21 protein-coding genes, 1 tRNA gene and 1 pseudogene are annotated in these 26,312 nt (G+C 62.0%); 11 read left to right on the plus strand and 12 right to left on the minus strand.

Going from position 1 to position 26,312, the window contains the following annotated elements:
• Positions 1-14 precede the first annotated feature (14 nt).
• Positions 15-1,412 (minus strand): threonine synthase, encoded by a 1,398-nt coding sequence (gene thrC, locus C8D77_RS10985; protein ID WP_109662292.1) that lies wholly within the window; start codon positions 1,410-1,412, stop codon positions 15-17.
• Between the two features lie 128 nt (positions 1,413-1,540).
• Between thrC and C8D77_RS10990 the strand changes: the two genes are divergently transcribed.
• Positions 1,541-2,269 carry a hypothetical protein gene (locus C8D77_RS10990; protein WP_109662294.1) on the plus strand — a complete coding sequence of 243 codons (729 nt, stop codon included), beginning with the start codon at positions 1,541-1,543 and terminating at the stop codon, positions 2,267-2,269.
• Between the two features lie 42 nt (positions 2,270-2,311).
• Here the strand turns inward: C8D77_RS10990 and C8D77_RS10995 are convergent, their stop codons facing one another.
• Positions 2,312-2,998 (minus strand): HAD family hydrolase, encoded by a 687-nt coding sequence (locus C8D77_RS10995; protein ID WP_024503624.1) that lies wholly within the window; start codon positions 2,996-2,998, stop codon positions 2,312-2,314.
• 164 nt (positions 2,999-3,162) lie between these two features.
• Between C8D77_RS10995 and C8D77_RS11000 the strand changes: the two genes are divergently transcribed.
• Positions 3,163-4,296 (plus strand): site-specific DNA-methyltransferase, encoded by a 1,134-nt coding sequence (locus tag C8D77_RS11000; protein ID WP_109662297.1) that lies wholly within the window; start codon positions 3,163-3,165, stop codon positions 4,294-4,296.
• 66 nt (positions 4,297-4,362) lie between these two features.
• Here the strand turns inward: C8D77_RS11000 and C8D77_RS11005 are convergent, their stop codons facing one another.
• Positions 4,363-4,974: an HAD family hydrolase gene (locus tag C8D77_RS11005; RefSeq protein WP_109662299.1), complete on the minus strand. Its 612-nt coding sequence runs from the start codon at positions 4,972-4,974 to the stop codon at positions 4,363-4,365.
• The gene (gene mutY, locus C8D77_RS11010) at positions 4,967-6,115 is read right to left on the minus strand and encodes an A/G-specific adenine glycosylase (protein WP_109662301.1); all 1,149 of its coding nucleotides are present in this window, start codon (positions 6,113-6,115) and stop codon (positions 4,967-4,969) included. Before mutY ends, C8D77_RS11005 begins: the two co-directional genes overlap by 8 nt.
• 54 nt (positions 6,116-6,169) lie before the next feature.
• On the opposite strand from mutY, the gene C8D77_RS11015 reads away from it, so the two are divergent.
• The 3 genes from C8D77_RS11015 to smc all read left to right on the plus strand — a co-directional run bounded on the left by C8D77_RS11015 (position 6,170) and on the right by smc (position 11,141).
• Positions 6,170-6,670 (plus strand): DUF721 domain-containing protein, encoded by a 501-nt coding sequence (locus tag C8D77_RS11015; RefSeq protein ID WP_109662303.1) that lies wholly within the window; start codon positions 6,170-6,172, stop codon positions 6,668-6,670.
• Between the two features lie 163 nt (positions 6,671-6,833).
• Complete coding sequence (locus C8D77_RS11020; RefSeq protein WP_109662306.1) at positions 6,834-7,577, plus strand: DsbA family protein; 744 nt, start codon at positions 6,834-6,836, stop codon at positions 7,575-7,577.
• 105 nt (positions 7,578-7,682) lie between these two features.
• The gene (smc, locus tag C8D77_RS11025) at positions 7,683-11,141 is read left to right on the plus strand and encodes a chromosome segregation protein SMC (protein ID WP_109662308.1); all 3,459 of its coding nucleotides are present in this window, start codon (positions 7,683-7,685) and stop codon (positions 11,139-11,141) included.
• Positions 11,142-11,383: 242 nt separating this feature from the next.
• Here the strand turns inward: smc and C8D77_RS11035 are convergent, their stop codons facing one another.
• The 5 genes and pseudogenes from C8D77_RS11035 to C8D77_RS11050 all read right to left on the minus strand — a co-directional run bounded on the left by C8D77_RS11035 (position 11,384) and on the right by C8D77_RS11050 (position 14,663).
• Complete coding sequence (locus tag C8D77_RS11035) at positions 11,384-11,752, minus strand: VanZ family protein (RefSeq protein ID WP_109662313.1); 369 nt, start codon at positions 11,750-11,752, stop codon at positions 11,384-11,386.
• 68 nt (positions 11,753-11,820) lie between these two features.
• Entirely contained in the window at positions 11,821-13,416 is a 1,596-nt protein-coding gene (locus C8D77_RS11040) for an O-antigen ligase family protein (protein ID WP_245951769.1), read from the minus strand.
• Positions 13,417-13,437: 21 nt separating this feature from the next.
• Positions 13,438-13,911: pseudogene (locus C8D77_RS38300) on the minus strand (glycosyltransferase family 25 protein); the annotation flags it as partial.
• Positions 13,912-14,114: 203 nt separating this feature from the next.
• A tRNA-Gln gene (locus C8D77_RS11045) sits at positions 14,115-14,189 on the minus strand.
• A gap of 129 nt (positions 14,190-14,318) precedes the next feature.
• Positions 14,319-14,663, minus strand: coding sequence for a VOC family protein (locus C8D77_RS11050; RefSeq protein ID WP_109662317.1), 345 nt, complete (start codon positions 14,661-14,663; stop codon positions 14,319-14,321).
• A 225-nt stretch (positions 14,664-14,888) separates the two neighbouring features.
• Between C8D77_RS11050 and ppdK the strand changes: the two genes are divergently transcribed.
• The 3 genes from ppdK (at position 14,889) to C8D77_RS11065 (ending at position 19,705) form a co-directional block, all read left to right on the plus strand.
• On the plus strand, positions 14,889-17,567 hold the full coding sequence (gene ppdK, locus C8D77_RS11055; RefSeq protein ID WP_109662319.1) for a pyruvate, phosphate dikinase: 2,679 nt from the start codon (positions 14,889-14,891) through the stop codon (positions 17,565-17,567).
• 126 nt (positions 17,568-17,693) lie between these two features.
• A complete protein-coding gene (locus tag C8D77_RS11060) occupies positions 17,694-18,797 on the plus strand; it encodes a glycosyltransferase family 9 protein (RefSeq protein WP_109662321.1) in 1,104 nt (367 codons plus the stop codon).
• Positions 18,798-18,964: 167 nt separating this feature from the next.
• Positions 18,965-19,705, plus strand: a complete 741-nt coding sequence (locus C8D77_RS11065; protein WP_109663299.1) for a polysaccharide deacetylase family protein — start codon at positions 18,965-18,967, stop codon at positions 19,703-19,705.
• Between the two features lie 125 nt (positions 19,706-19,830).
• Here the strand turns inward: C8D77_RS11065 and C8D77_RS11070 are convergent, their stop codons facing one another.
• The gene (locus C8D77_RS11070; RefSeq protein ID WP_109662324.1) at positions 19,831-20,220 is read right to left on the minus strand and encodes a DUF427 domain-containing protein; all 390 of its coding nucleotides are present in this window, start codon (positions 20,218-20,220) and stop codon (positions 19,831-19,833) included.
• 119 nt (positions 20,221-20,339) lie between these two features.
• Positions 20,340-20,696, minus strand: a complete 357-nt coding sequence (locus tag C8D77_RS11075) for a hypothetical protein (RefSeq protein ID WP_109662326.1) — start codon at positions 20,694-20,696, stop codon at positions 20,340-20,342.
• A gap of 194 nt (positions 20,697-20,890) precedes the next feature.
• On the opposite strand from C8D77_RS11075, the gene C8D77_RS11080 reads away from it, so the two are divergent.
• Both C8D77_RS11080 and C8D77_RS11085 read left to right on the plus strand, forming a co-directional pair.
• Positions 20,891-22,519 (plus strand): fatty-acid--CoA ligase, encoded by a 1,629-nt coding sequence (locus C8D77_RS11080; RefSeq protein ID WP_109663301.1) that lies wholly within the window; start codon positions 20,891-20,893, stop codon positions 22,517-22,519.
• Between the two features lie 80 nt (positions 22,520-22,599).
• Positions 22,600-23,385 carry a DUF1499 domain-containing protein gene (locus C8D77_RS11085; RefSeq protein ID WP_109662328.1) on the plus strand — a complete coding sequence of 262 codons (786 nt, stop codon included), beginning with the start codon at positions 22,600-22,602 and terminating at the stop codon, positions 23,383-23,385.
• A 232-nt stretch (positions 23,386-23,617) separates the two neighbouring features.
• Here the strand turns inward: C8D77_RS11085 and C8D77_RS11090 are convergent, their stop codons facing one another.
• Positions 23,618-24,094, minus strand: a complete 477-nt coding sequence (locus C8D77_RS11090; RefSeq protein WP_215732054.1) for a hypothetical protein — start codon at positions 24,092-24,094, stop codon at positions 23,618-23,620.
• 853 nt (positions 24,095-24,947) lie between these two features.
• On the opposite strand from C8D77_RS11090, the gene C8D77_RS11100 reads away from it, so the two are divergent.
• The gene (locus C8D77_RS11100) at positions 24,948-26,312 is read left to right on the plus strand and encodes a site-specific DNA-methyltransferase (RefSeq protein ID WP_146211776.1); all 1,365 of its coding nucleotides are present in this window, start codon (positions 24,948-24,950) and stop codon (positions 26,310-26,312) included.

Raw genomic sequence — 26,312 nt, forward strand, 5'->3', positions numbered from 1 at the left:
ATGGCTACTACTCCCTAACGCGCCGCCCGCGCGCGGCGGCCGACGTAATCTTCCACCATTTTCAGGTCGGATGGAAGTACCGTGTATTTTTCCTCCGATGTCATCAACTCACCTAGCCATGCGGGCAGTGCGGGGAAGACGCCGCTGGCGGCTTCGACGGCGGCCGGGAATTTTGCCGGGTGGGCGGTGCCCAACACCACCATCGGCACGGCGCCTGCCGCCTTGCCTGCCGCGACATGTACAGCCGCCGCTGTGTGCGGATCGAGCAGATAGTTGCTGGCCGCGAGCGTCGCGCGGATGGTGGCGGCGACCTCGTCCATATCAGCCCGGCCGGCGTCGAATTCGGACCGCATGCTAGCGATTTGCTGGGTTTCGATGGTGAAAGCGCCGGATTGCTTCAGGCTGTCCATGTAGCGTCGCACGGTCGCGGCGTCACGGCCGGAGGCCTCGAACAGCAAGCGTTCGAAATTGGACGACACCTGGATATCCATCGACGGCGACGTGGTCGCAAAGACGCCCTTGGTGCGGTATTCGCCGGTCGCGAAGGTCCGCGCCAGGATGTCGTTGTCGTTGGTGGCGATGACCAGCCGCTCGATCGGCAGGCCCATCTTCTTGGCCGCGTAGCCGGCGAAGATATCGCCGAAATTGCCGGTCGGCACCGTGAAGGAGACCGGCCTGTCCGGCGCGCCGAGCGACAGCGCCGAGGAGAAATAATAGACGATCTGGGCCATGATGCGGGCCCAGTTGATCGAATTGACGCCTGAAAGCGCAACCCGGTCGCGGAAGCTGTGATCGTTGAACATGTCCTTGAGCAGGCCCTGGCAATCGTCGAAATTGCCTTCGATCGCCAGCGCATGGACGTTTTCAGCCGTCGACGTCGTCATCTGCCGCTGCTGCACCGGCGAGACGCGGCCGTGCGGGAACAGGATGAAGATGTCGGTGCGGCTGCGCCCGGCAAAGGCATCGATTGCCGCCCCGCCAGTATCGCCAGAGGTGGCGCCGACGATGGTGGCGTGCTGATCGCGTTCGGTAAGCACATGGTCCATCAGCCGGGCGAGAAGCTGCATCGCCACGTCCTTGAAGGCGAGCGTCGGCCCGTGGAAGAGTTCCAGGATGAAGGTGTTGGGGCCGGTCTGCACCAGCGGACAGACGGCCTCGTGACGGAAGGTGGCATAGGCTTCGCGCACCAGCCGTTCAAAGACGGGCGCCGGGATTTCGCCGCCAAGGAACGGCGACAGCACGCGGATGGCAAGATCGGGATAGGCAAGGCCGCGCATGGCGCGGATCTCGGCCGCGGAAAACTGCGGCCACTCACGCGGCACATAAAGCCCGCCGTCGCGCGCCAGCCCAGCCAGCACGGCGTCGGAAAATCCAAGAACGGGGGCTTCCCCGCGGGTACTCACATATTGCATGTCACAAATCCGTTACTGCTTGGCTTTTCCGTCCACCGCAAGGTGGTTAATTTCTGCGCTGGCTCAGTCGCATTTTTGCCGCGCGGTTGATATACGTCACCAGCTTTGCGAGAGGGAAGTGCAGTTTCATGGCGTTTCGTACATTCAGTGGTCGCTTTTTGGCGGGTCTTGCGCTCACCGGCTTTATGCTTGCCGCCGCCGGCTGCCAATCGGGCGACAATGGCATCCTGAACCTCGGCATCGGCAAGAAGGATCCGACGGTTCCACCGCCGCCTCAGGATCCCAAGATCCTGGCCAGCCAGTTGCAGGCCTATTGCCCCCGGGTGACAGTGCGCGACGGCACGGCCTTCTTCAACACCTACGCCAAGGGCGTCCAGAAGCCCAAGCCCAAGCTCAAGAAGACCGGCGACGCCGCGCAGGATGCCGCGGCCCAGGCTGAGGCCGACGCCGCCGCTGCAACTCCGCCCGACGAGTCGGCGAACATCATCTACCAGGCATCGGTCAGCGACGTGACACGCGACTGCAGCCGTGCCAACGGCCAGCTGACGATGAAGATCGCGGTCGCCGGCAAGATCGTGCCGGGACCGAAGTTCTCGCCCGGCACCATCACCATGCCGATCCGCACCGCGGTGATGCATGGCACCGACGTGCTTTACTCGCAGATTCACCAGTATCAGGTCCAGGTCACCGACCCCTCGGTCGCCACACAGTTCGTCTTCACCGATTCCAATATTGTCGTGCCCGAGCCGACGGCGCAGGACTATCAGGCCTTTGCCGGCTATGATGAAAACGCGCCGAAGGCGACGACGGACAAGCCGAAGAGGACCCACCGCAAGAGAACTGCCGCGACGAACTAGAGCGCGGCAGTTGCACGAGGCGTGCGTCGCTACGCACGCTTCTCAGGCGTCAGACCACTCCGACAGCGCCGCGATCACGCTTTTCAGCTCCGCCCAGCGGCGGATCACCGTCTCGGCGCCGGCCTCGGTCAATGCGTCGGCATGGCCGGGATAGCTGTGGGCCGCGCCGGTGAAGCCGATCACGCGCATGCCTGCCGCCCTGGCGCCGTGGACGCCATGCACGGAATCCTCGATGACGAACGTGTTCGCTGGGTTGGCGTTGAGTGTCTCCGCCGCGAACAGGAACACGTCAGGCGCCGGCTTGGTCTTCTTGCTTGGTATTTCCAGCGCCGAAAAAATCCGGCCGGCGAAAAACGGCAGCAGGTGCACCTTTTCCAGCATGAATTCGATCCGCTCCGAGCGCGAATTCGAGCAGACGCAGCGCGGCGCCGTTACTGCGGCGACCGCCTCGCGCACGCCGTCTATGGCGCGCACGTCGCTGCGCAATTTGCGGTCGACCAGGTCTTCGGCGCGGTCGATCAGTGAGGCCTGGAATGGAATGCTGGATTTCTCCTCGACCCGCATCATGATGTCCTTGAAGGTCAGTCCGGCATAGGTCTCGGAAATCTCCTCAGCCGATATTTCGTACCCGGCCAGGGTCAGCAGTTCCGCCTCCACGCGGGCGGCGATGATTTCGGAATCGACGAGCACGCCGTCGCAATCGAAGATGACAAGGTCTGGCTGGGGCATGGTGATCCGGACAATGGGAGGATGAAGGGGCCTCGGGAGGCTCAGGCGGCGCGGCATACACCAACAGGGCCACCTTCGCAAATTCGGCAGTCTTCACCGAATATTTACGCTGATCGGTAACCATAACAGAGAGTAAAACAGTAACGCGTGCCTTGGGTGTCAGAATGTCTGCCGTGCGTCTTCTCGACGAGCTATCCCACGCTCCCCAGCAATCCGAATGGCTGGATACGATCCTCAAGGGCGACTGCGTCGCCGCACTCGACCGGCTGCCCGAAAAGTCGATCGACGTCATCTTCGCCGATCCACCCTACAATCTGCAGCTCGACGGCGACCTGCACCGGCCCGATCAGTCCAAGGTCGACGCCGTCGACGACGACTGGGACCAGTTCGAGAGTTTTGAAGCTTACGACGCCTTCACGCGTGCCTGGCTTCTGGCGGCGCGCCGGGTGCTGAAGCCCAACGGCACCATCTGGGTCATAGGCTCATATCACAACATCTTCCGGGTCGGCGCCAAGATGCAGGATCTAGGCTTCTGGATCCTCAACGACGTCGTCTGGCGCAAGACCAACCCGATGCCGAATTTCCGCGGCCGCCGCTTCCAGAACGCGCATGAGACGATGATCTGGGCCACGCGCGACCAGAAGGGCAAGGGCTATACCTTCAACTACGAAGCGATGAAGGCGTCCAACGACGACATCCAGATGCGCTCCGACTGGCTGTTCCCGATCTGCACCGGCGGCGAGCGGCTCAAGAACGACAATGGCGACAAGCTGCACCCGACGCAGAAGCCGGAAGCGCTGCTTGCCCGCATCATGATGGCCTCGACCAAACCGGGCGACATCGTGCTCGATCCCTTCTTCGGCTCCGGCACCACCGGCGCGGTGGCCAAACGCCTCGGCCGCCATTTCGTTGGCATCGAACGCGAGCAGGCCTATATCGACGCCGCCAACGAGCGCATCGACGCGGTGCGGCCGCTGGATAGTGCTGACTTGACCGTGCTTACCGGCAAGCGCGCCGAGCCGCGCGTTGCCTTCGTCAGCCTCATCGACACCGGGCTGATGATGCCGGGTGCGACGCTCTACGACGCCAAGAAGCGCTGGGCGGCCAAGGTGCGCGCCGACGGCACGGTGGCGATCGGCGACAGCGCCGGCTCGATCCACAAGATCGGCGCCGAAGTGCAGGGCCTGGATGCCTGCAACGGCTGGACCTTCTGGCACTATGAGCGCAGCGGCGGCCTGACCCCGATTGACGAGCTTCGCCGCATTGCACGGCTTGGCATGGAGCGGGCAGGGGCCTGAGCCCCTGCCAATTGCGTCGAATTCCGTTGATTCAAAGTCGCAACGGATCGCGCGAAGCGATTCAAATCACGCCTTGATTCCGTGACGTTCAAGGTCTGCTTGAAGCGTTTTCGCATCGGTGAACAGCACCGACTGCCAGCCCGCCGCCTTGGCGCCGTCGACATTCTTCTGGCTATCATCGATGAACAGCGTCGCCGCCGGTTCGAGGCCGAAGGCAGCGACGTGATGATCGTAAATGCCGCGATCCGGCTTGATCAGGCCGATCTCACCGGAGATCGTGACGCCACGCGGCCGTTCGAGAAAATCGAAGCGCTCGCGGGCCTCGGCCAGCGTGTCGCTGGCAAAATTGGTCAGCATGGTCACGTCGTGGCCGCTCTCGATCAGGCCGACCATGATGGCGACGCTGTCGTCATAGGCATGCGGCACCATCTCGTGCCAGTGGCGGCGGAAACTGCGGATGTTTTCCGCGTGATCGGGATGGTCCGCGATCAGCAGCGCCTCGGCCTTTTCCCAGGTCCGTCCGCGGTCCTGCTCGATGTTCCATTCATGCGTGCAGACATTGTCGAAGAACCACTTTCTCTCTTCGGCATCCGGAATGAGGCGGCTGAACGGAATGTTGGGATCGTAGTGGATCAGCACTCTACCGATGTCGAAAACGATGTGGCGTATTTCAGTCATGGGGCCTCTTTGCACTGTGCGGCGACGGCTTTTTCGTCGCGTCGGGTATCGCCGCTTCAATTGCCTTTTTCATGACGGTCGGCAGTGCTTCCCCGGAAATTTCATGGGCCAGCGACCAGAAATGTCCCGCCGGCACATCACCTTTGATGTGGGCGTGAAAGACTTCGAGTTCGAGAGCGAAATGCGTGAAGACATGTGCAATGCGGCCTGCATGCCGCCAGTCGGCGGGGAAGGGCGCTGCCGCCTCCGTGGTGTCGCCATCGATCCGCGCGGTCCAGCCAGTCGTCGGTACCTCGGTCATGCCGCCAAGCAGGCCTTTCTCCGCCCGCTTACGCAGAAGGATAGCGCCGTCGCTTCTGACCGCGACGAAGGCCGCGCCGCGCCGCAGGGGCTTGTCGGCCTTTGGCAGGCGCACCGGAAAGTGTTCGGGATCGCCTGAAAGGACGGCGCTGCAGTCTTCGCGCAGCGGGCACAGGATGCATAGCGGCCGCCGTGGGGTGCAGATGGTGGCGCCGAGATCCATCATCGCCTGAGCGAAGTCGCCAGGCCTTGCCCCGGGCACCATGCGCTCGACATGGGCGCGGATCTCGGGCTTGGCCTCGCTCAACGGCGCTGTGATCGAAAACAACCGGGAGATGACGCGTTCGACATTGCCGTCGACAACGGCGGCGGGGCGGTCGAAGGCGATCGCCGTAATCGCCGCCGACGTATAGGCGCCGATGCCAGGCAATTCTCTCAAAGCCGTCTCCGTGTCGGGAAACCGGCCGCCACGTTGAGCCACCAGATCGGCACAGGCCTTGAGATTGCGGGCGCGGGAATAGTAGCCGAGCCCGGCCCAGGCCTTCATCACGTCTTCGGTCGGTGCTGCGGCCAGTGCCTCGACATCGGGCCATTTCTCGACGAAAACCCGGAAATAGGCCTTCACCGCTTCGACGGTGGTCTGCTGCAGCATGACCTCGGACAGCCAGATACGGTAGGGATCGGGCCTTGCGCCTTGCGCATGCTCACGTGGCGTGATCCGCCATGGCAACTCACGGTGGTGCACATCGTACCAGTCGAGCAGGCGGGATGCGATATCCCCGGATGTGGCTTTACCACTATCCCCGGATGCGGTCTTGCGGGTCTGGTCTGCTGATGCCATTGATCTTGTATTGGCCTGGCCGGTATCTGCTGGGGTCGTGGCTGGAGAACGTACATGGCAGGGAGAACGCCCTACGGCAATCCCGTCCCGGTCAGCGATCTCGCGACCAAGATCCTCGATCCGGTGCTGCGCAAGCGGGCCGGCATTTCGATCGGCCTCGTCCAGTCATGGGAAGAGATTGCCGGCCCACGGCTGGCCAGCCACTCGCGCCCCGAAAAAATCCAGTGGCCGCGCCGCATGCATGAGGACGATCCGTTCGAGCCGGCGGTGCTGGTCATCGCCTGCGAAGGCATGGCGGCACTTCATCTGCAGCACGAGACCGGCGAGATCATCAACCGGGTCAACGCCTTCCTCGGTTTCACCGCCATCAGCCGCATCAGGATCCTGCAGAAGCCGGTGACAACTGATAAAGGACGGCGCAAGCCGGCCCTCAGGCCGCTGACGGCTGCCGAGAAGATGAAATTGTCGGGAACCGTCGGCCTGGTCGACAATGATGCGTTGCGCGCCTCTCTGGAAAAACTTGGCGCGACCATTATTGGGGAGAGAAAGTCATAGGCCTCTCGAAGAAAGTCATGGATTTGTCGTCAATATCTCGCATTCGTGATCGCCCCTGTCAGGTTTCGCGATTGGATTGGGGATCGAGATGCCTTAATTCGCGCCAACTCTCGCCTTTTCGTGCCTTTGCATTGCAAAATCCAACCCTTGTCAGGTGATTCGTATGAACCGTCCCCCGTTCGGCCAAAGCTTGTCTCGCAGAAACGTCCTGTCTTCGCTGGCCGCCATTCCGGCGGTCGCCCTGCTCGCCGCCTGCAGCGACTCTGGCGAGGAAGCGAAGGCCGCGGATGTGAAGCCCGCCGATCCTGCCGCTCCCGCAAAGCCGGCCACGCCGGCCGCCGCTACCGCGCCGGAAGCCCAGGGCACCGTGGATATGGTGGAACTGATGAAGCCGGGTGCACTGCCTGACAAGCAGCTTGGCAAGGACGACGCCAAGGTCACCATCGTCGAATACGCCTCGATGACCTGCCCGCACTGCGCGCATTTCGCCGAGACCACCTTTCCGGACCTGAAGACCAAGTACATCGACACCGGCAAAGCGCGCTACATCCTGCGCGAATTCCCGTTCGATCCGAGCGCCGAAGCCGGTTTCATGCTGGCGCGCTGCGCCAAGGATAACTATTTCCCGATGGTCGACGTCCTGTTCCGGCAGCAGGCGAACTGGGTTGGCGTCCAGAATACCAAGGATGCGCTGCTGCAAATCTCGAAGCTCGCCGGTTTTACACAGGAGTCCTTCGAGGCCTGCTTGACGGACCAGAAACTTCTGGACGATGTGAGATCGGTCCAGAAGCGCGGCGCCAATGAATTCAAGGTCGACTCGACACCGACCTTCTTCATCAACGGTAAGACCTACAAAGGGGCGATGTCGATTGAGGAAATGTCGGCCATCATCGACCCTCTGCTCTGACGTCCAGTCAGCCCTGAGGTGGCGGCGCTTCGGCGTGCGCGGCTTCTTGTCGTGCCGCGAATTCCTTTCGCAAAACCACGGAAATCCGCTTAGTGGGCGGCGCGAATGAAGTTTTCGCGCCTTCGCCTCCTCGGTTTCAAGTCCTTCGTCGAGCCCGGCGAGTTCGTCATCGAACGCGGCCTGACCGGCATTGTCGGGCCCAATGGCTGCGGCAAGTCGAACCTTGTCGAGGCGCTGCGCTGGGTGATGGGCGAAAGCTCCTACAAGAACATGCGCGCGTCCGGGATGGACGACGTGATCTTTTCCGGCTCGGGCACTCGGCCCGCCCGCAACACCGCCGAAGTCACGCTTTTCCTCGACAACAGTGATCGCTCGGCGCCGGCTGCCTTCAACGATGCCGACGAATTGCAGGTGTCGCGCCGCATCGAGCGCGAGGCCGGCTCGCTCTACCGTATCAACGGCAAGGAGGCGCGCGCCAAGGATGTGCAGCTTCTGTTCGCCGACCAGTCGACCGGCGCGCGGTCGCCGTCCATGGTCGGCCAGGGCCGCATCGGCGAGCTGATCCAGGCCAAGCCGCAGGCGCGCCGCGCCCTGCTCGAAGAGGCGGCCGGCATTTCCGGCCTGCACACCCGCCGCCACGAGGCCGAACTGCGGCTGAAGGCGGCCGAGCAGAACCTCGAACGGCTGGACGACGTCGTCGGCGAACTGGAAAGCCAGATCGAAAGCCTGAAGCGCCAGGCGCGCCAGGCCTCCCGCTTCAAGAACCTGTCAGCCGATATCCGCAAGGCCGAAGCAACGCTCTTGCATCTGCGCTGGACGCTGGCCAAGACGCAGGAAGGCGAGGCGCGCTCGGCGCTTGCCGTTGCCACGGCATTGGTCGGCGACCGCGCCGCCGCCCAGATGGCCGCCGCCAGGGAGCAAGGCATCGGTGCTCATCGCCTGCCGGACCTGCGCGACGCGGAAGCCGCCGCTGCCGCCGCCTTCCAGCGCCTGTCGATCGCCAAGTCGCAGATCGAGGAGGAAGCCGGCCGCATCCGCGCTCGTCAGAGCGAACTCGAGCGCCGGCTGCAGCAGCTCGATGGCGATATCGCGCGTGAGGAGCGCATGGTCCGCGACAATGCGGATATCCTCGAGCGCCTGCGCACCGAGGAAGCCGCGCTCAATTCCGAAAATGCCGGTGCCGCCGAGCGCGAGGCCAGCACCAGGGCCACGTTCGAGCAGGCTGCATCGACGCTTTCACAAAGCGAAGCCAAACTCGCCGCGCTGACCGCCGAGCGGGCAGAGGCTGCCGCCTCGCGCAACCAGATCGAACGGACACTGCGCGACACCGCCGAGCGTCGCGACCGCTTCGCCCGCCAGCTTGCCGATGTCGACCGCGAATTGTCGGAAATACTCTCCAAGGTCGCCGGCTTGCCGGATCCGGCCGAGAAGCGCGTGCTGGTCGAACAGGCCATGGCGCTGCTGGAAGAATCCGAAGCTGCCGTATCGGAGGCGGAGCAGTCGGTCATCGATGCCCGCGCCACGGAAAGCGCTGCCCGGCCACCGCTTCAGGATGCCAGGGCCGAGCTGGCGCGCATCGAGACGGAAGCGCGCACGCTGGCAAAAATTCTGAACGCCGCCAGCGGCGATCTCTTCCCGGCTGTGCTGGAACAGATCAGCGTCGATCGCGGTTTCGAGACGGCGCTGGGCGCCGCCCTTGGCGAAGACCTCGACGTGCCGCTCGACCGCAGCGCGCCGGTGCATTGGGGCGAAAGCGGGATCCAGCCCGGCGATGCGGCTCTGCCGGAAGGCGTGAAGAGCCTTGCCAGCGTGGTCCATGCGCCGGCACAGCTCGCCCGCCGTCTGGCGCAGATAGGTATCGTCGAGTCCGGCGATGGCCGCCGGCTGCAGGCGCTGCTTGCTCCGGGCCAGCGGCTGGTCAGCCGTGAGGGTGCGCTCTGGCGCTGGGATGGCTTTACCGCCAGCGCCGACGCGCCGACCGCCGCAGCACAACGGCTGGCGCAGAAGAACCGGCTGGCCGAGCTCGATGCCGAGGCGATACAGGCGACGCTCATCCTGCGTCAGGCTGAAGAGGCACTTGCCCAGGCCGAACAGGCGCTTCGCCTCGCAAGCGAGGCCGAGCGCAACGCACGCCAGGCCGGTCGCGATGCCCAGCATCGGCTGGACGCTGCCCGCAATGCGCTGGCCGAGGCCGAGAGGGCCGGCGGCGAATTGCAGAGCCGGCGCGCCGCACTGGATGAGGCGCGCGCCCGCATCGTCGATAGCCATGAGGAGATTTCGGCGGCCTTCGCCGAGGCGGAAATGCTGCTGCAGGACGCGCCCGATCTCGGCGATCTGCAATTGCAGCTCGAACAGTCCTCGGCCAATGTCGCCCGCGACCGCGCCACGCTTGCCGATGCGCGTGCCGTGCATGAGGGCCTGCGCCGCGAAGCCGAGGCGCGCGCGCGCCGGCTCGATGCCATTGGCGCCGAGCGCAGCAACTGGCTGGAGCGGGCCGAAAACGCTTCGACGCAGATCGCATCGCTTGGCGAACGCAAGGCTGAGGCCGAGGCCGAACGCGAGCGGCTGGCCGATGCTCCCGATGAAATCGACGCCAAGCGGCGCGCCTTGCTGTCGCAGCTCACCGAGGCCGAGACCTTGCGCAAAGCGGCGGCCGACCGTTTGCAGGAAGCGGAGAACCGGCAATCCGAAATGGACAAGGCCGCCACCGGCGCCATCCAGTTCCTGGCCGAGGCGCGCGAGACCCGCGTTCGCGCCGAAGAGCGGCTGACCGCGGCCGACGAACGCCGGCTGGAGGTCGAGGCGCGCATCCAGGAGACGCTGAACACGCCGCCGCATCTGGTTATCCGTCATACCGGCCTGGAAGCCGACAGCCCGATGCCGGAAATGGCCGAGATCGAGCGTCAGCTCGACCGGCTGAAGATCGAGCGCGAACGGCTGGGCGCCGTCAACCTGCGCGCCGAGGAGGAGCAGAAGGAGCTTTCCGACCGGCTCGAGGCGATCGTCTCCGAGCGCGAGGACATCATCGAGGCGATCCGCAAGCTCAGGCAGGCGATCCAGAGCCTCAATCGCGAAGGCCGTGAGCGGTTGCTGGCCGCCTTCGACGTCGTCAACGGCCATTTCCAGCGGCTGTTCTCGCATCTGTTCGGCGGCGGCACGGCGGAATTGCAGCTGATCGAGTCCGACGATCCGCTCGAAGCGGGGCTTGAAATCCTGGCCCGCCCGCCTGGCAAAAAGCCGCAGACCATGACGTTGCTGTCCGGCGGCGAACAGGCGCTGACGGCGATGTCGCTGATCTTTGCGGTGTTCCTGACCAATCCGGCGCCGATCTGCGTGCTCGATGAAGTCGATGCGCCGCTCGACGACCACAATGTTGAGCGCTTCTGCAATCTCATGGACGAAATGGCTGCCACCACCGAGACTCGTTTCGTCATCATCACCCACAATCCAATCACCATGGCGCGCATGAATCGGCTGTTCGGCGTGACCATGGCCGAGCAGGGCGTCAGCCAGTTGGTCTCGGTCGACCTACAGGCGGCCGAAGCGATGCGCGAGGCAAGCTGATCCAGGTCGCGCTGCCTGCGAATGGGCCGCGCCGGAGCATTTCCAGAAAAGTGTAAACGGCTTTCCGCCCGGCAAAACAAACAGTCAGAGGGGCGGACTGTGTTTGTGCGAATGATGTTTGGCCGAGGACCAGACGAAATAGAGTGATCCCAATTTCAGCACAGGCACTCTGCGATCCCGCTCGCGATCACGCAGTTCGCGGTAGGTCTTCACCTTCAGCGTGCCCGGACTCGAGGACAAGCTCAGCCTTTGCGCCGCGAGATCCAGTGCACACAGATCACGGCCACGAGGCCGCATGCCATGCCGATGCAATCGGCGACCCAGTCGAACACATCCAGGTCGCGCGCTATCAGCGCCGTGCCCTGGAGGACCTCGATCGCTGCTCCGACCAGGGCGAGGAAGATGATCACCTGCACTTTCCGATCGGGCCAGCCAAGCCCTCCAAGGAAAGTCAGGACGGCAAAGGCGCTGGCGTGGTTCAGCTTGTCGTAGTGGAAGCCGACGTCGATGCCGAATTCCTTGAGACGGGGTACCGGCAGCAGCGCAAGCACAAGAACAGCGATGAGCGTAACGAGAAAAGCGACCCGTTCGGCGACTGAATAAAATCTCATCCTGCTCCAACAACACTCTGTGCACGACTGCCGGGAAGGCCGAAACCGGCTTGGTGCGAAAGCCGGCCCTAAAAATAGGTTCGCGGCGCGACAAGGTTCTTCTGCTGGCGAATATAAAAACAATAGAAGCCAAACGCTGCAGCGAACCACATGAAAGCCTCACCCATAGCCAGCCGGTTGTTTGAATTGGTAAGGATGGTTATGGCGAAGAAGACCAGTGTTGAGATGTAGCAGGACCAAGCGGCCGGAGCGATAAGCTTGGCCCGCATGGCCATCAGAACCTGCCGGGACGACCAGGCGTAGAGAAAGGCAAAGAACGCCAGTCCGACCACACCATAGCGCACGGCAATCTCCAGATAACCGTTGTGAAAGACGTTGAAGATCATGGGATGATAGGTTCTGTGCTCCCATTCGGTCAGCCAGCTCGAACTGGCTCCGAAGATCGGGTGGCGTTTCCAGATCTCGATCGCATCCGCCCACAGCATCAGCCGTTCCTTGGCTGCAAGCGGAACCGTATCGCTCGCGATGGCGCGGTCGAAGGCCGGGAGGACGCCATGCCTCAAGACATCCGGAACCAAGGCTTTGACGAAGATCATGGTGTCGCTGGCGGTGGACGAGAACACGTTGTGTGTTGCGACGATGCAGGCCGCCACGATGGCCAGCACGCCAGCCGAAACCAGCAGTTCGCGGCGATGGCCTCTCGCCAGGGTCATGACCGCCAACAAGAGCAGGGCGAGCGCAAGCGCAAGCCAGACACCCTTTGACCGCATCTCAATGATGTTGACGAGGGCAAACAGCAGGACGGCTACCGACAGCGCCCAATGCAGGTTCTTGGTTGCTTTCCTCAGGTCCGTTCTTTGGGCCGTGTACGCCATGAATTGCAGCGCGCAAAGGAAGATGAAACCGGCCGCCACCGACGCGTGGATGGGATTGTTGAAAAGCCGCGGGGTCGGTTGGATGCCTTGAAACATGTCCGAATAGAAGGTGTCCGCCGCCAGGAAGACAAGACTGAGGATCATGAACCAGAGCACGAGCCGCGCGGGCTGCCTGACAAACAGCAGAAACGCGAAGCCGGTCGTCGCGTAGAACAACGGAAACATGTAAATGCCTTCGGAGCCACCCAACTGGTGGGTACCGAAATAGACGATCGCCAGTCGGATGAAGACATAGAGCGACCAACCCATGCACAGACCGCCGACCCAACCGATCAGCGGTTTGCCGTAGGTCCATAAATCCACCCTGAACCAGCGGACGACTGCGACCAAGGCCAGCGCCAGGCCCGCATAGCGATAGGTGTCGGCCTCGCGCCAGACCGAGGAGACCAAAGCGAGAATGGCGAATGACGTCAGCAACAGAAGCAGGGCGTTACGCGGCGCGTCGTGCCGGGCGTAGTCCGGGATTTCTCGAGGCAAAGGGGGCCGCAGCAGGACGTGATGCAGGCGGCGCAGCTCGTCGCTGGCCCGCAACGCCCCGGCACTTAGCCGGCTCGGCCCGCCAAGCCTTGCGGATTTGTAGCTCCCCGAAGGGCCGGCGATGCCGGAAATCTTGCTGCTGGCGGCGAAGCCAAGCACGTTTTGGCGGGCCGAATAGACCTTCAAGCCGGTATCCCAAAATCGTTCGAGTGCGACGTCCCATGGCATTTTCATTACGGCGAGCGCCGACAACAGCCCCTGCGCCCCCTCCCGCGTCACCAGATAGGCGGCGGCCGAGCCTTGCGGGCCATGCAGCGCGCGACCGATCTCGTCGCCTTCCGTCGTCTCGACGGCGCGCATGAAGAAGCTCATGCGATGGTTGGTCAGCTTGATGACGTCGAAATCCGCCACCGCCGCGATGATGGCCTCGATGCGCCGCATGGTGTTTTCGCTGAAGAGGACGTCGTCCTCTACGATCAGGCCATGGGCGCTGCCACCGGTCAGGAACGTTTCCAGCGCCTGGATATGGCTGCGGTAACAGGCATATTCGCCGGGCAGAATGTCACGCCCGCTCAGCTTGCGCGCGGCTGGAAGATCGATCTCCGTCCAGTCTTTTTTGGCGAGGGCGCGGCCGTCGACGGCGGCAATGCGCTGCAAGGTGAGGCCCGCCGCTTCGGCGCTGGCGAGCAATTCGCTCCAGCGACCGGTCTCGCGATCGAGGTTGATGGCGAAGATAGGAAGGTTCATCGAAGGTCCATGTTGAGCCGCCACCCACCGGTCGACCTATGTATGGAAAGAGAGAGATGTTCAAGGTGACACTGTCCAGATCACGCAAGTGGTGACCGAATTTGCCGCGACGGCGTTGGCAGTCGAATTATTAGCCGATCGGCTTCATGGAAGATCGCAAAGGTACTCTCGCGTCCTCTTGGCCGAAATAAACCGCGGCGGGATGGCTGGGGCGCCAGGATTCGAACCTGGGAATGTCGGTACCAAAAACCGATGCCTTACCACTTGGCGACGCCCCAATTGCCGTCAGAGTCGCTTGTGCGGCGCGTTATTAGCAGAGCAGCCGAAAAGCACAATCCTTATGAGCAATGGTCAGAACGTCCAATCGGGCAGCCAACGCAGCTGCCGCCAGAGGGCATGCGTGCGGGCTATTCGGACCACACCGCCATCTCGTTGCCGGCCGGATCGACGAAGTGGAAGCGCCGGCCGCCGGGGAACGCGAAGATCGGCTTGACGATCGTGCCGCCGGCACTTTCGACAGCGCGCAGCGTTTCCTCCAGTTCCCTGCTGTAGAGCACGGGCAGTGGCTTTGATGGCGCTTCGGCGGCGTCGGCCTGAAAACCCCCGTCCAGACCTTCGGCAAAGGCCGAATAGGTCGGCCCATAATCGGTGAACGACCAGGCAAAAGCAGCGCTGTAGAAAGCCTTGAGCCGGTCCAACGTTCCACCGGTTGCCGGCATTTCCAGATAGTCGAGCTTTCCGGCCAGTTTCATGGAGTACCTATTTGTTCCCTTTATGTTCTATATCAAATGCCCCCGCATGGCAAGTCTTTTTGACGCATCTTTGGACGTAGCTTTTGCTTAATCGATTGTAGGGGTCGCACGGCTTTGCCGACGCCTTGCCTTTCGCACTGCAGCATCATATCGCTCGACAGTCGGACGCGGCGGAACTTTCCGTTTCGCCAATCTTTCCAATCTCCTGCAACCGGAGAGCAAAGCATGACCAAATGGGTTTTCACCTTTGGCGATGGCGCGGCGGAAGGCCGTGCCGGCGACAAGAATCTGCTGGGCGGCAAGGGCGCCAACCTGGCCGAGATGTGCAGCCTGGGCCTGCCGGTGCCGCCGGGCTTCACCATCACCACCGAGGTCTGCAACGCCTATTATGCCAATGGCCGTACCTATCCGGACGGGTTGGAAGCCGATGTCGCGGTTGCGCTCGATCATATCGGACACCTGAGCGGGCGTCGGTTCGGCGACCCGTCGAAACTGCTGCTGGTGTCGGTGCGTTCGGGGGCCCGCGCCTCGATGCCCGGCATGATGGACACCGTGCTCAATCTCGGGCTGAACGACGAGACGGTCGAGGCGCTGGCCGCCGATTCCGGCGATGCGCGCTTTGCCTATGACAGCTACCGCCGCTTCATCCAGATGTATTCCGATGTCGTCATGGGCCTCGACCATGAGGTCTTCGAGGAAATCTTGGAGGACCAGAAGGGCGGGCTTGGGCATGAGCTCGACACCGAACTGACGGCGCTCGAATGGCAGGGCGTCATCGCGCTCTACAAGGCCAAGGTCGAGGAAGAACTCGGCAAGCCGTTTCCACAGGATCCGCACGAGCAGCTGTGGGGCGCGATCGGCGCCGTGTTCTCGAGCTGGATGAACAATCGCGCCATCACCTACCGGCGCTTGCACGATATTCCCGAAAGCTGGGGCACGGCGGTCAATGTCCAGGCCATGGTGTTCGGCAATATGGGCGAAACCTCGGCCACCGGCGTTGCCTTCACCCGCAACCCGTCGACCGGCGAAAAGATGCTCTATGGCGAGTTCCTGGTGAACGCGCAGGGCGAAGACGTCGTTGCCGGCATCCGTACGCCGCAGAACATCACCGAGGCGGCGCGCATTGCTGCGGGCTCGGACAAACCATCGCTGCAGAAGCTGATGCCGGACGCGTTCCAGTCCTTCGTCACCATCTCCGACAGCCTGGAAAAGCACTACCGCGACATGCAGGATCTCGAATTCACCATCGAGCGCGGCAAATTGTGGATGCTGCAGACCCGCTCCGGCAAGCGCACCGCCAAGGCGGCGTTGAAAATTGCCGTCGAGATGGCGCGGGACGGACTGATCACGAAAGAGGAAGCGGTCGCTCGCATCGATCCGGCCTCGCTCGACCAGCTGCTGCACCCCACCATCGACCCCAAGGCTGCGCGCGATGTCATTGGCATCGGCCTGCCGGCGTCGCCCGGTGCCGCCACCGGCGAGATTGTCTTTTCCTCCGGCGATGCCGAGGAATTGAAGACGCAAGGCCGCAAGGCGATCCTGGTGCGCATCGAAACCAGCCCCGAGGACATTCACGGTATGCATGCGGCCGAAGGGATCCTGACCACGCGCGGCGGCATGACCAGCCACGCCGCGGTGGTGGCGCGCGGCATGGGCAAGCCTTGCGTATCGGGCGCCGGCTCGTTGCGCGTCGACTACAAGGCCGGCACGCTGATGGCCATGGGCTCGACCTTCCGCAAGGGCGACATCGTCACCATCGATGGCAGCAACGGCCAGATATTGAAGGGCGCCGTATCGATGCTGCAGCCGGAACTGTCCGGCGATTTCGCTGCCATCATGGAATGGGCCGACGCGGTGCGCCGCATGAAGGTGCGCACCAATGCCGAAACGCCGCTCGACGCGCGCATGGCGCGCTCCTTCGGTGCTGAAGGCATCGGCCTTTGCCGCACCGAGCACATGTTCTTCGACGGCGAGCGCATCGTCGCCATGCGCGAGATGATCCTGGCAGACACCGAAAAGGACCGGCGCATCGCTCTCGCCAAGCTTTTGCCGATGCAGCGCTCGGACTTCCTCGAACTGTTCGAGATCATGGCCGGCCTGCCGGTGACGATCCGCCTGCTCGACCCGCCGCTGCACGAATTCCTGCCAAAGACCGAAGGTGAAGTGGCAGAAGTCGCCGCCGCCATGAATGTCTCGCCCGATAAGCTCAGGCAGCGCACCGAGGCCCTGCACGAGTTCAACCCGATGCTCGGCCATCGCGGCTGCCGGCTGGCCGTCTCCTATCCTGAAATCGCCGAGATGCAGGCGCGCGCCATTTTCGAGGCGGCCGTCGAGGCCGGCAGGAAGGCCGGCGCGCTGGTGGTTCCCGAGATCATGGTGCCGCTGGTCGGCCTGGTGAAGGAGCTCGACTACGTCAAGACGCGCATCGATGCGGTTGCCAAGAGCGTCATGGAGGAAACCGGCGTCAAGATCGACTATCTGACTGGAACCATGATTGAGCTCCCCCGCGCGGCGATTCGCGCCCATGTCATCGCCGCTACGGCCGAGTTCTTCTCCTTCGGCACCAACGACCTGACCCAGACGACCTTTGGCATTTCGCGCGACGATGCGGCCTCGTTCCTGGAGACCTACCGCCAGAAGGGCATCATCGATCAGGATCCGTTCGTCTCGCTCGATATCGACGGCGTCGGCGAACTGGTGCGCATGGCCGCCGAAAAAGGCAGGGCGACGCGGCCCGACATCAAGCTCGGCATTTGCGGCGAACATGGCGGCGACCCGGCCTCGATCCGCTTTTGCGAAGAGGTTGGCCTCGACTACGTGTCCTGCTCGCCCTATCGCGTGCCGATCGCCAGGCTGGCGGCCGCGCAGGCAGCGGTGCTGGTCGCGAAGGCCGGCCGCGGATAGAAGTCCATCCCGGCTGAGCTTACCGTTTTGTAAAACAAGTCACGCGAACGTGCTGGCGGGTTTGCATAATCTCGACAATTTTTCCGCCCAATTTGCGGACACCCCGCCAATTGCTCCTGGAAACAGATGTTGCAGAGTTCACCCGCGCCGTTCCACTCGATCCTGGTCATTCAAACGAAGTTCATAGGAGATCTCGTCCTCGCCTCGGCGCTTGCACAAAATTTGCGGCTCGAATTTCCCGGCGCCAGGCTCGTGTTTCTGTGTGAGGCTGGCTTCGAGAGCTTCGTGATCGCCCATGGCATCGCTTCCGAGGTGGTCACGTTCAGGCGCGCCCGCATGCGCGGCACCCCCCTGGAGCGCGGGAAAGAGCTTTACGCCATGGTGCGGGCGTTGCGCCGCTTCCGCTTCGACCTGACGATCGACCTGACCGATTCGAAGACGTCGCGCATTGTCAGCGGGCTGGTCAACGCAAAGACCCGCGTCGGCTACAATCCTTCCGAAAGACCCTTGCGTATGCTGGAGCGGCAGCCCGCCAATGTCTTTGCCAGGCCCTACGGCTTTGATGGCCAGCATTTTCTGTACCGTTACCTGTCGCCGCTCGAAGCGCTCGGCATCGACCTTCGCACGGTGATTCCGAGCCTTCAGCCGCTGCCGTTGGAAACGGCGAAAGCATTGGCGCTGCTGGGCAAGCACCATCTGCGGCCAAACGCCTTCATTGCCGTGCATGCTGGTGCAAGCTTCGAGGGGCGACGTTGGCAGCCGGAGCGGTTTGCCGCGGCGATCGTCGAGATTACGGGCGAAACCGGCCTGGACGTCGTTCTGGTGGGCGGCCCGGACGAGCGGGAGATTGCCGAACGTATCGTCGCCAGGACCGCGCCGTCGGTCGTCAATCTCGTGGGGGCCCTGTCGCTCGAAAGTCTGCTGGCGGTGCTGAAGCAAGCCCGGCTATTTCTTGGCAACGAGAGCGGCCCGATGCACATGGCCGCAGCCACTGGGACCCCGGTTGTCGGGCTGTTCGGTCTGACGCATCCGTCGCGCTGGGGGCCAGTCGGCGTGCCCAGCATCTCGCTCCAGCCGCCATTGCCTTGCATATGCGTGGCCAAGGACCTCTGCCGCGCGCCGGATCCCAGCAAGGCCTGCTGCGTCTGGGGCCTGGAGGTCAAGCCTGTTGTCGACGCGGTGCGCGAGGTTCTTTCGCGCACCGAAATGAAGCTGGAGCGCGCCATCTGAGATCATGCGCCGCGCAAACCGCTATCGCCGTCGTGGAATGGCCTGTTCGCCACACGAACGGTCAAATTGTCGCGCCGGGCGCTTTTCTGCTATGCAGCATCCCGATTTCCGCCTTCATGCGGGTCTTGGGATGCCTGCTTGAAATGACCGGTCAGGAATTCGGTTTGATGCGCCTGCTGCAAAAAAATCTCTGCATGATCGCCATGTCGTTGGCGATGATATCCGCCGGCCATGCCGCGCCGCTCGTCGAGCCGACGCTGCACATCAGACCGGAGGCGAGCGGAGCCGGCCGCGTTGCGCTTACGCTCGATGCCTGCGGCGGACAGACCGACAACCGGATCCTTTCGGCGCTGGTGGACAACAAGATCCCCGCCACCATTTTCGTGACCGGCATCTGGCTGAAGCGAAACGCCGCCGCTGTCGAGATCATGCGGGCGCATCCCGATCTGTTCGAACTGGAAAATCACGGCGGCCATCATATCCCGGCGGTCGATACGCCGCAGAAAATCTACGGCATCCGCAGCGCCGGCAGCCCGGACGCGGTGCTGGCCGAGGTCGAGTCGGGTGCCGCCGCTCTTGCCAGGACCGGCGAGCCGGCGCCGAAATGGTTTCGTGGCGCGACCGCCGAATACAGCCCGTCGGCAATCGCCATGATCCGCAAGCTTGGCTTCAAGATCGCGGGATTCTCGATAAATGGCGACGGTGGCTCATTGCTTGGCGCCAAGGAAACCGCGCGGCGCATTGCAGCGGCCAAGGACGGTGATGTGATTATCTCGCACATCAACCAGCCGACCCATGCGGCCGGCGAAGGCGTAGTGCAGGGGCTGCTGGCGCTCAAGGCCAAGGGCTTGACCTTTGTGCGGCTCGACGATGCCGACGGGGTCGGCAATCACGGCACCACCGACTAAGGCACATCTCCGCTCCGGTTCTCGGAAACCACCATTCTCGGCGCGGCCTGACCTGAATCTCAATATACCGTGGAGCATGGTACGGCCCAGGAAAGATCATGCTTCCAGTACGAAGGCGGTTTTGCTCAGTCAGGCGTGGCTTCGATCGTGACCTTGCTGGCGTAGAATGCGCCGTGGTTGCGGATTTCAGTCATTTCGTCGAAAGGCCGTTCATAGGCCCACATAGCGTTCTGGCCGGTCTCGCCGGCAGGCAGCACGCTCCAATAGCTCGCATCGCCCTTGTAGGGGCAATGGGTCGAGTGTTCGGTGCTGCTGAGCTTGCCGAAATCGATGTCGGCGAACGGAATGTAGAAGGCCGCGGGATAGGGGGCCTCGGCCAACACCTTGGCCTTCGCTGTTGAAGCAATGACCACGTCTCCAGCGCGCACTATAACCGTGCCGGCAAAGGGCTCGATGGTGATGACCTTATCGGGATTGCGTTGAAAACCGGGGGCGGGATTGGCGATCTGATCCATGGGGGTCTCCTTGCGTCGACTTTAAGTGTGTCGCGCAAGCGCATTGCGCAAGGCCTGCTGTGGCCCTGCAACTGACGGATCGCGCCTCCGAAGATCCTTGAACTACTTTCCGCAAGCGATCAGGCGGCGGCCTTGAACACGTCCATAAGACCGGCATAGGCAGCAGCGATACCGGCGACCGGATTGCTGCTTCTCGATACGGTCTCGACTTTCAAGGAACCACCGCCGGTCGGCAAGGTGAGCAGCAGGAACTGGCGATTGCCGCCATTGCCGACGGATGCGGCCGCGACGTGCTGGCCTTCACCATGGTTCTGGACGCACATCTTGAACAGCAGCGTGCCGCCGACCGCTTCGAGCGCGCCGCCGACAACTTCAACAAATTCATCTTCGGAAACAGTCTTGGTATCCGGCACCAGATCGGCCAGACTTTCGGCAAGCGTACTCTCGAGAGCCTTGTCGTCGAGCTGCGCGTCCATGCGAACCTCTTTCAGTCGCCAATCGCACCCCTTTGCCCGTTAACGAAACTTAATGCCGACGATGGCCGGATTGTGGCGGCTGCCGCTGTCATGTCGATCAATGCAGCACTCGACGGTGCTGGCGGCTGGACAATCCGCCGGTTCGCTCCACAATGGCACAAAAAGCACAACGCAAAAGCGTGAGGGAGGACCGAATGCTCGGACTGATGCAGGAATGGCCGCTGCTTTGCCACAAGCTCATCGACAATGCCGAGCGGCAGCATGGCGTGCGCGAGATCGTGTCGCGCTCGATCGAGGGGCCGATCGTGCGCACCACCTACGCGGACATCCATCGCCGCGCCCTGAAGGTCGCCCAGCGGCTGGAACGTGACGGCTATGGCTTGGGCGACCGCATCGCCACGCTGGCCTGGAACACCGCGCGCCACATCGAGGCCTGGTACGGCATCATGGGCATCGGCGCCATCTACCATACGCTCAATCCGCGGCTGTTTCCCGAGCAGATCGTCTGGATCATGAACCATGCCGAGGACAAGGCCGTCTTCGTCGACCTGACCTTTCTGCCGCTGATCGAGAAGATAGCCGGTGCCGTCAAGTCGCTGAAACAGGTCATCGTCCTGACCGACAAGGCACACATGCCGCAGACGACATTGCCCAATGTGGTCGCCTATGAAGACTGGCTTGATGAGGCGGATGGCGACTTCGCCTGGAAGACCTTCGACGAAGGGACCGCCGCCGGTATGTGCTACACGTCGGGGACCACGGGCGATCCAAAGGGCGTCGTCTACAGCCACCGTTCGAACGTGCTGCACGCCATGATCGCCGCCATGCCCGACGCCATGGGCTTGTCGTCACGCGATACGATCTTGCCGGTGGTGCCGATGTTCCACGCCAATGCCTGGGGCCTTGGCCAGAGCGGGCCGATGATCGGCGCCAAGCTGGTCATGCCTGGCTGCAAGATGGACGGCGCCTCGATCTACGAACTGCTCGACACCGAGAAGGTGACTTTCAGCGCCGCCGTGCCTACCGTCTGGATGATGCTGCTGCAGCATCTGGAAGAGACCGGCAAGAAGCTTCCCCATCTCAACAAGGTCGTCATCGGCGGCTCGTCCTGCCCGCGCGCGATCATGACCAAGTTCCAGCAGAACTACGATGTCCAGGTCATCCATGCCTGGGGCATGACCGAAATGTCGCCGCTCGGCACGCTGTGCACCTTGAAGCCGGACTATGCCGGTCTTGAGGGGGAAGCCCGGCTCGATGTGCAGCAGAAACAGGGCTACCCGCCCTTCGGCGTCGAAATGAAGGTCACCGACGACGACAACAACGCGCAGCCCTGGGATGGCAAAACATTTGGCCGCCTGAAAGTGCGCGGGCCGGCCGTTGCCCGCGCCTATTATGGGGGCGCCGGCCCGGAACAGTTCGACGAGGACGGCTGGTTCGACACCGGCGACGTCGCTCACATCGACGCCGGCGGCTATATGCAGATCACCGATCGCGCCAAGGACGTCATCAAATCCGGCGGCGAATGGATTTCGACCATCGACCTCGAGAATCTGGCCGTCGGCCATCCCGATGTCGCCGAGGCGGCAGCCATCGGCGTCCATCATTCGAAATGGGGCGAACGGCCGTTGCTGGTCGTCGTCCGCAAGCCGGGCAAGGAACCCAGCAAGGCTGATATTCTCGAGTTCATGGACGGCAAGGTGGCCAAATGGTGGATGCCGGACGATGTCGCCTTCGTCGGCGAAATTCCGCACACCGCCACCGGCAAGATCCAGAAGATCACCTTGCGCCAGCAGTTCAAGGACTATCGCTTGCCGACGGATTGACGCGATGGTGCATGTTTCGGCTTCATGCCATCGCAAAAAGGCACTAAGTGTCCGTTCGGGTTGGGGCAGCGCAGAAAACGATGGTTAGCATTCCCGAACGGCAAACGTCGAAGGCGGCCGGATGGTCGCGGCGCACGGCCGCTTTTTCGTTGGTGTTGCTGCTGACGGTCTTCGTCGGCCACCGCTTCGATCTCGTCGAAACACCGGTCTTCCTGTGGGTGCTGGGCATTGTCGCGCTGCTGGCGGCCCTGGCGCTGTTGTTTGCCGGGTTTGCCTTTTCGCGGCTGTGGAACTTCGGCGACCGCGGCGGTCGCGACCTGACGGTCGGCGCGCTGCTGGCGCTGCTGGTGCTCGCACCCTATAGCGTCGCCGCCTACTGGGCGACAATCTATCCGCCGCTTAGGGATATCTCGACGGATTTCGACGAACCGCCGGCGCTCGACGTGAGCGACCGGACGAAGGATATGAACGTGCTTGCGCCGTCGACGCCTGGCGAACAGCGGTTGCAGACCGACAGCTATCCGCTGGTCAGCGCACGCAGCTACGACCTGCCGTTCGAGACTGTCGTCAATGCCGTCGAAACCGTCCTCGACCGGCGCAACTGGGATCTGTCGGAACCCTATCCCGACCTCGCCGGGCAAAGCGACGTGACCATTACCGCCGTCGCCAAGGGCTTTGTGCTCGGCCTTCCCGCCGATGTGGCGATCCGCGTGACGGACGATGGCGATACGGTCATCGTCGATATGCGATCAGCTTCGCGATACGGCCGCTACGACCTCGGCGACAACGCCGCGCGCATCACCGATTTCCTGGCGGAGCTGGACCAGGAAGTTGCCGGTCAGGTTGGCGCGGCTCCGGCCGAGTAGGGCATTGGGGTAATTGAGCGCCATAGGCCGGCAATCCCTGTTCGAGCGCAATATACAGGGATCTTGGCCCAAAAACGCTTGTTTTTGGAGGATACCCGCCTGGAAATATCCAATGAAATGAGAAAGATATCAGACAGATTCCCTACTCAATTCAACAGGGACTTTTATTTGGGCCATCAGGGATAGAAATCGGAATAACAGTGATGCGCAGGGTAACCAAATCGAGGAGCGCCTAGAAGCTGGCGGCGTGATAGTTGCCGGCAATTCGAAGTGGTCCCAGCATCCCTTCGATCACTTGGCGGTCCCGAACTCGGTCACGCACAAGCCGGTGTCTGTTGTTGTGGGCGAGATCGGTACAATCGATCTCTATCAACCGTATTCCATTTGCCGGCAGTACGTCACGGCGGCGTAGATCATAGAGACGTCTCTGCTCACCGCGATGGACGCCGCTGATCGTCAGACGATTTGGCTTGTCGAAGTGAGCCACGGCTTTTGCGTGCTGTTGCTCCCGATATTCGATGGCAATGCTCAGACCCGAATAATATGCGTCAATCGGAAGCTTGCGGCGGGCGCCGTTCTTGCCGGGATCACCACGTAGGAACTCGAAGCGTTTTTGTTTTTCGGATATTTCTCCGAAAACCTCATCGCAGATGGCCAACACATAGGCCTCATCGCTGGCAACTCGGCTCATCGCTTCGATATTCGCCAACCCGCCCGTCGTGCTCCGCCTCTGAACAGAATTAGCACTCTCCGAATTCCGGTCGGATGATGGTTTGCGAATAGAATTTTTGACCGGGCACATGATAAATGCGCCCCCCTCTCGATAGAAATGTTACCCTTGACATTACAAGCGGTTCCCAGCGCAGCCGCCGTATAGTCATTGGCGGAGAAGTCGTCGCCGAAATAGCCGGTACCCGCAGCTCCGCTCAATAAGAAAATATTCGGTACGGCCATCGGTTGGCGGAGGGAGGCTCCAGCCAAGCTTGAGGTCTTGTATCCGGGCTTGCATTCTATGTCGCCGCATTCGGCTAGAATACACAAGACTGCTTTCCCGCTGGGAAACGCGATTACTCAAACTTTAACGGCTGCTCAACGCCTGTCAGCAGACGAGTGCACGCTTCGAGGTTGCTTTTGCCGGCGCCAGGCCCGGCATAGGGAGCCCGCTCGGAGTATGGTCCGCACTTGGTTTCGAGGCGATGCGCGTAAGCCGGCGACCTCCGCAGACACTTTTCCTCCCGCCTGACCAGAACGGTCATTCGCCATAAACTGGCCGGGTTCAATTCGCGGTAATTCACCGCGATTATCCGCCGTCTCAATTTCGCGGAAACCAGCCGAGGCTCAGTGCGCGGTAACTAACAGTTCATAATTAGCGAGAATTGGCACCATAATATCAATACTGAAATCAACGGTTTTATGTGCAGTAAATTGAAATGTGGAATCCGCCGTTTACAAATCGAATTTACACAAGCGAATTTAGTCAATTGACGAGGGTACATACTTATAAAAGATATGAAAACGTCAGATAAACCTCATTATTTGCTTGACATAAAGAGAGTTTTTCGGTGAGGTTGCCTTATGGTGCCCGACCAGATGATCTGGTGGGTGTGGAGCAGGCCGCAATGTCGGGCAGCATAACCAGTATGGAAATGATGGACGTGACAGCGCTGCGCCCCTATGCGCGCAATGCCCGAGTTCATTCGAGACAACAGATCGCGAAGATTGCTCACAGCATCACCGAGTACGGCTTCACCAACCCACCGCTGATTGACGAGAACGGCGAGATCATTGCCGGGCACGGCCGCGTCGCGGCGGCTAAGCAGCTGCGCCTGCAGATAGTTCCCGTGATCCGCATACTGGGGTTGTCTGACGTTCAGAAGCGCGCGCTGCGCCTAGCCGACAACAAGCTGGCGCTGGATTCGGTTTGGTCAGTTGAGCTGCTCGCGGAGGAGCTTAAAGGCCTAATCACAACAGATTTCGATCTTACCCTGACTGGGTTCGATGGCATTGAAATTGATAGGCTGGTCACACCCTCTTTGAGCGTTGCTGACCAGGACGATGAGGTGCCCGCTCCGCCCAACGATCCGGTTACGCAAGATGGAGACGTCTGGGCGCTGGGAAGCCATCGCATCGTCTGCGGTGATGCGCGAGAGGCCGCCAGCTATAGTGCGGTGTTGCGCGGAGAGCTTGCTCAAGCCGTTGTTGCGGACGTGCCCTACAATACCCCTATCGCAGGCAACGTAAGCGGCAAGGGATCAGTCAAGCACCCGGATTTTCAGATGGCTTCGGGTGAAATGTCGCGAAAGGAGTTCAGGGAGTTTCTGTGCAAAGCGCTCTCGTTGGCATGTCTGCACTCGCGAGACGGTTCGTTGCATTACGTGTTCAGCGACTGGCGCATGATCGGCCTGCTGATCGGGATTGGCGAGGAGGCCTATTCAAAGCTTCTCAACATCATCGCATGGGTCAAACCCAACGCCGGGCTAGGGTCTCATTATAGGAGCCAACACGAGCTGATCGCGGTTTTCAAACACGGTGAAGCTGCTCATATCAACAACGTGCAGCTTGGCCGTATGGGACGCTATCGGTCAAATGTTTGGCAATATGCGGGCGCTTCAGGCTTTTCCAAAACGCGCAAGCGCGATCTTAAAGACCACCCGACCGTAAAGCCACTCATGATGATTGCCGATGCGATCCGCGATGCCACAAATCCTGGCGATGTGGTTCTCGATCCATTTGGCGGCTCAGGGACGACCCTCATAGCGGCGGAGCTTACCGGGCGTCGTGCATGCCTGATTGAGATTGAACCGAAGTTTGTCGATGTGACCATGCGAAGGTTCCGGGAACGGACCGGGGTCGAACCAAAGCTCTTACCCGATATGACACCGCTTTCTGTGGTTCACCAACAGCGTGAAAGCCAGAAGGAGGCATGA

It is taken from the genome of Mesorhizobium loti (genome assembly GCF_003148495.1).
Lineage (GTDB): Bacteria > Pseudomonadota > Alphaproteobacteria > Rhizobiales > Rhizobiaceae > Mesorhizobium > Mesorhizobium loti.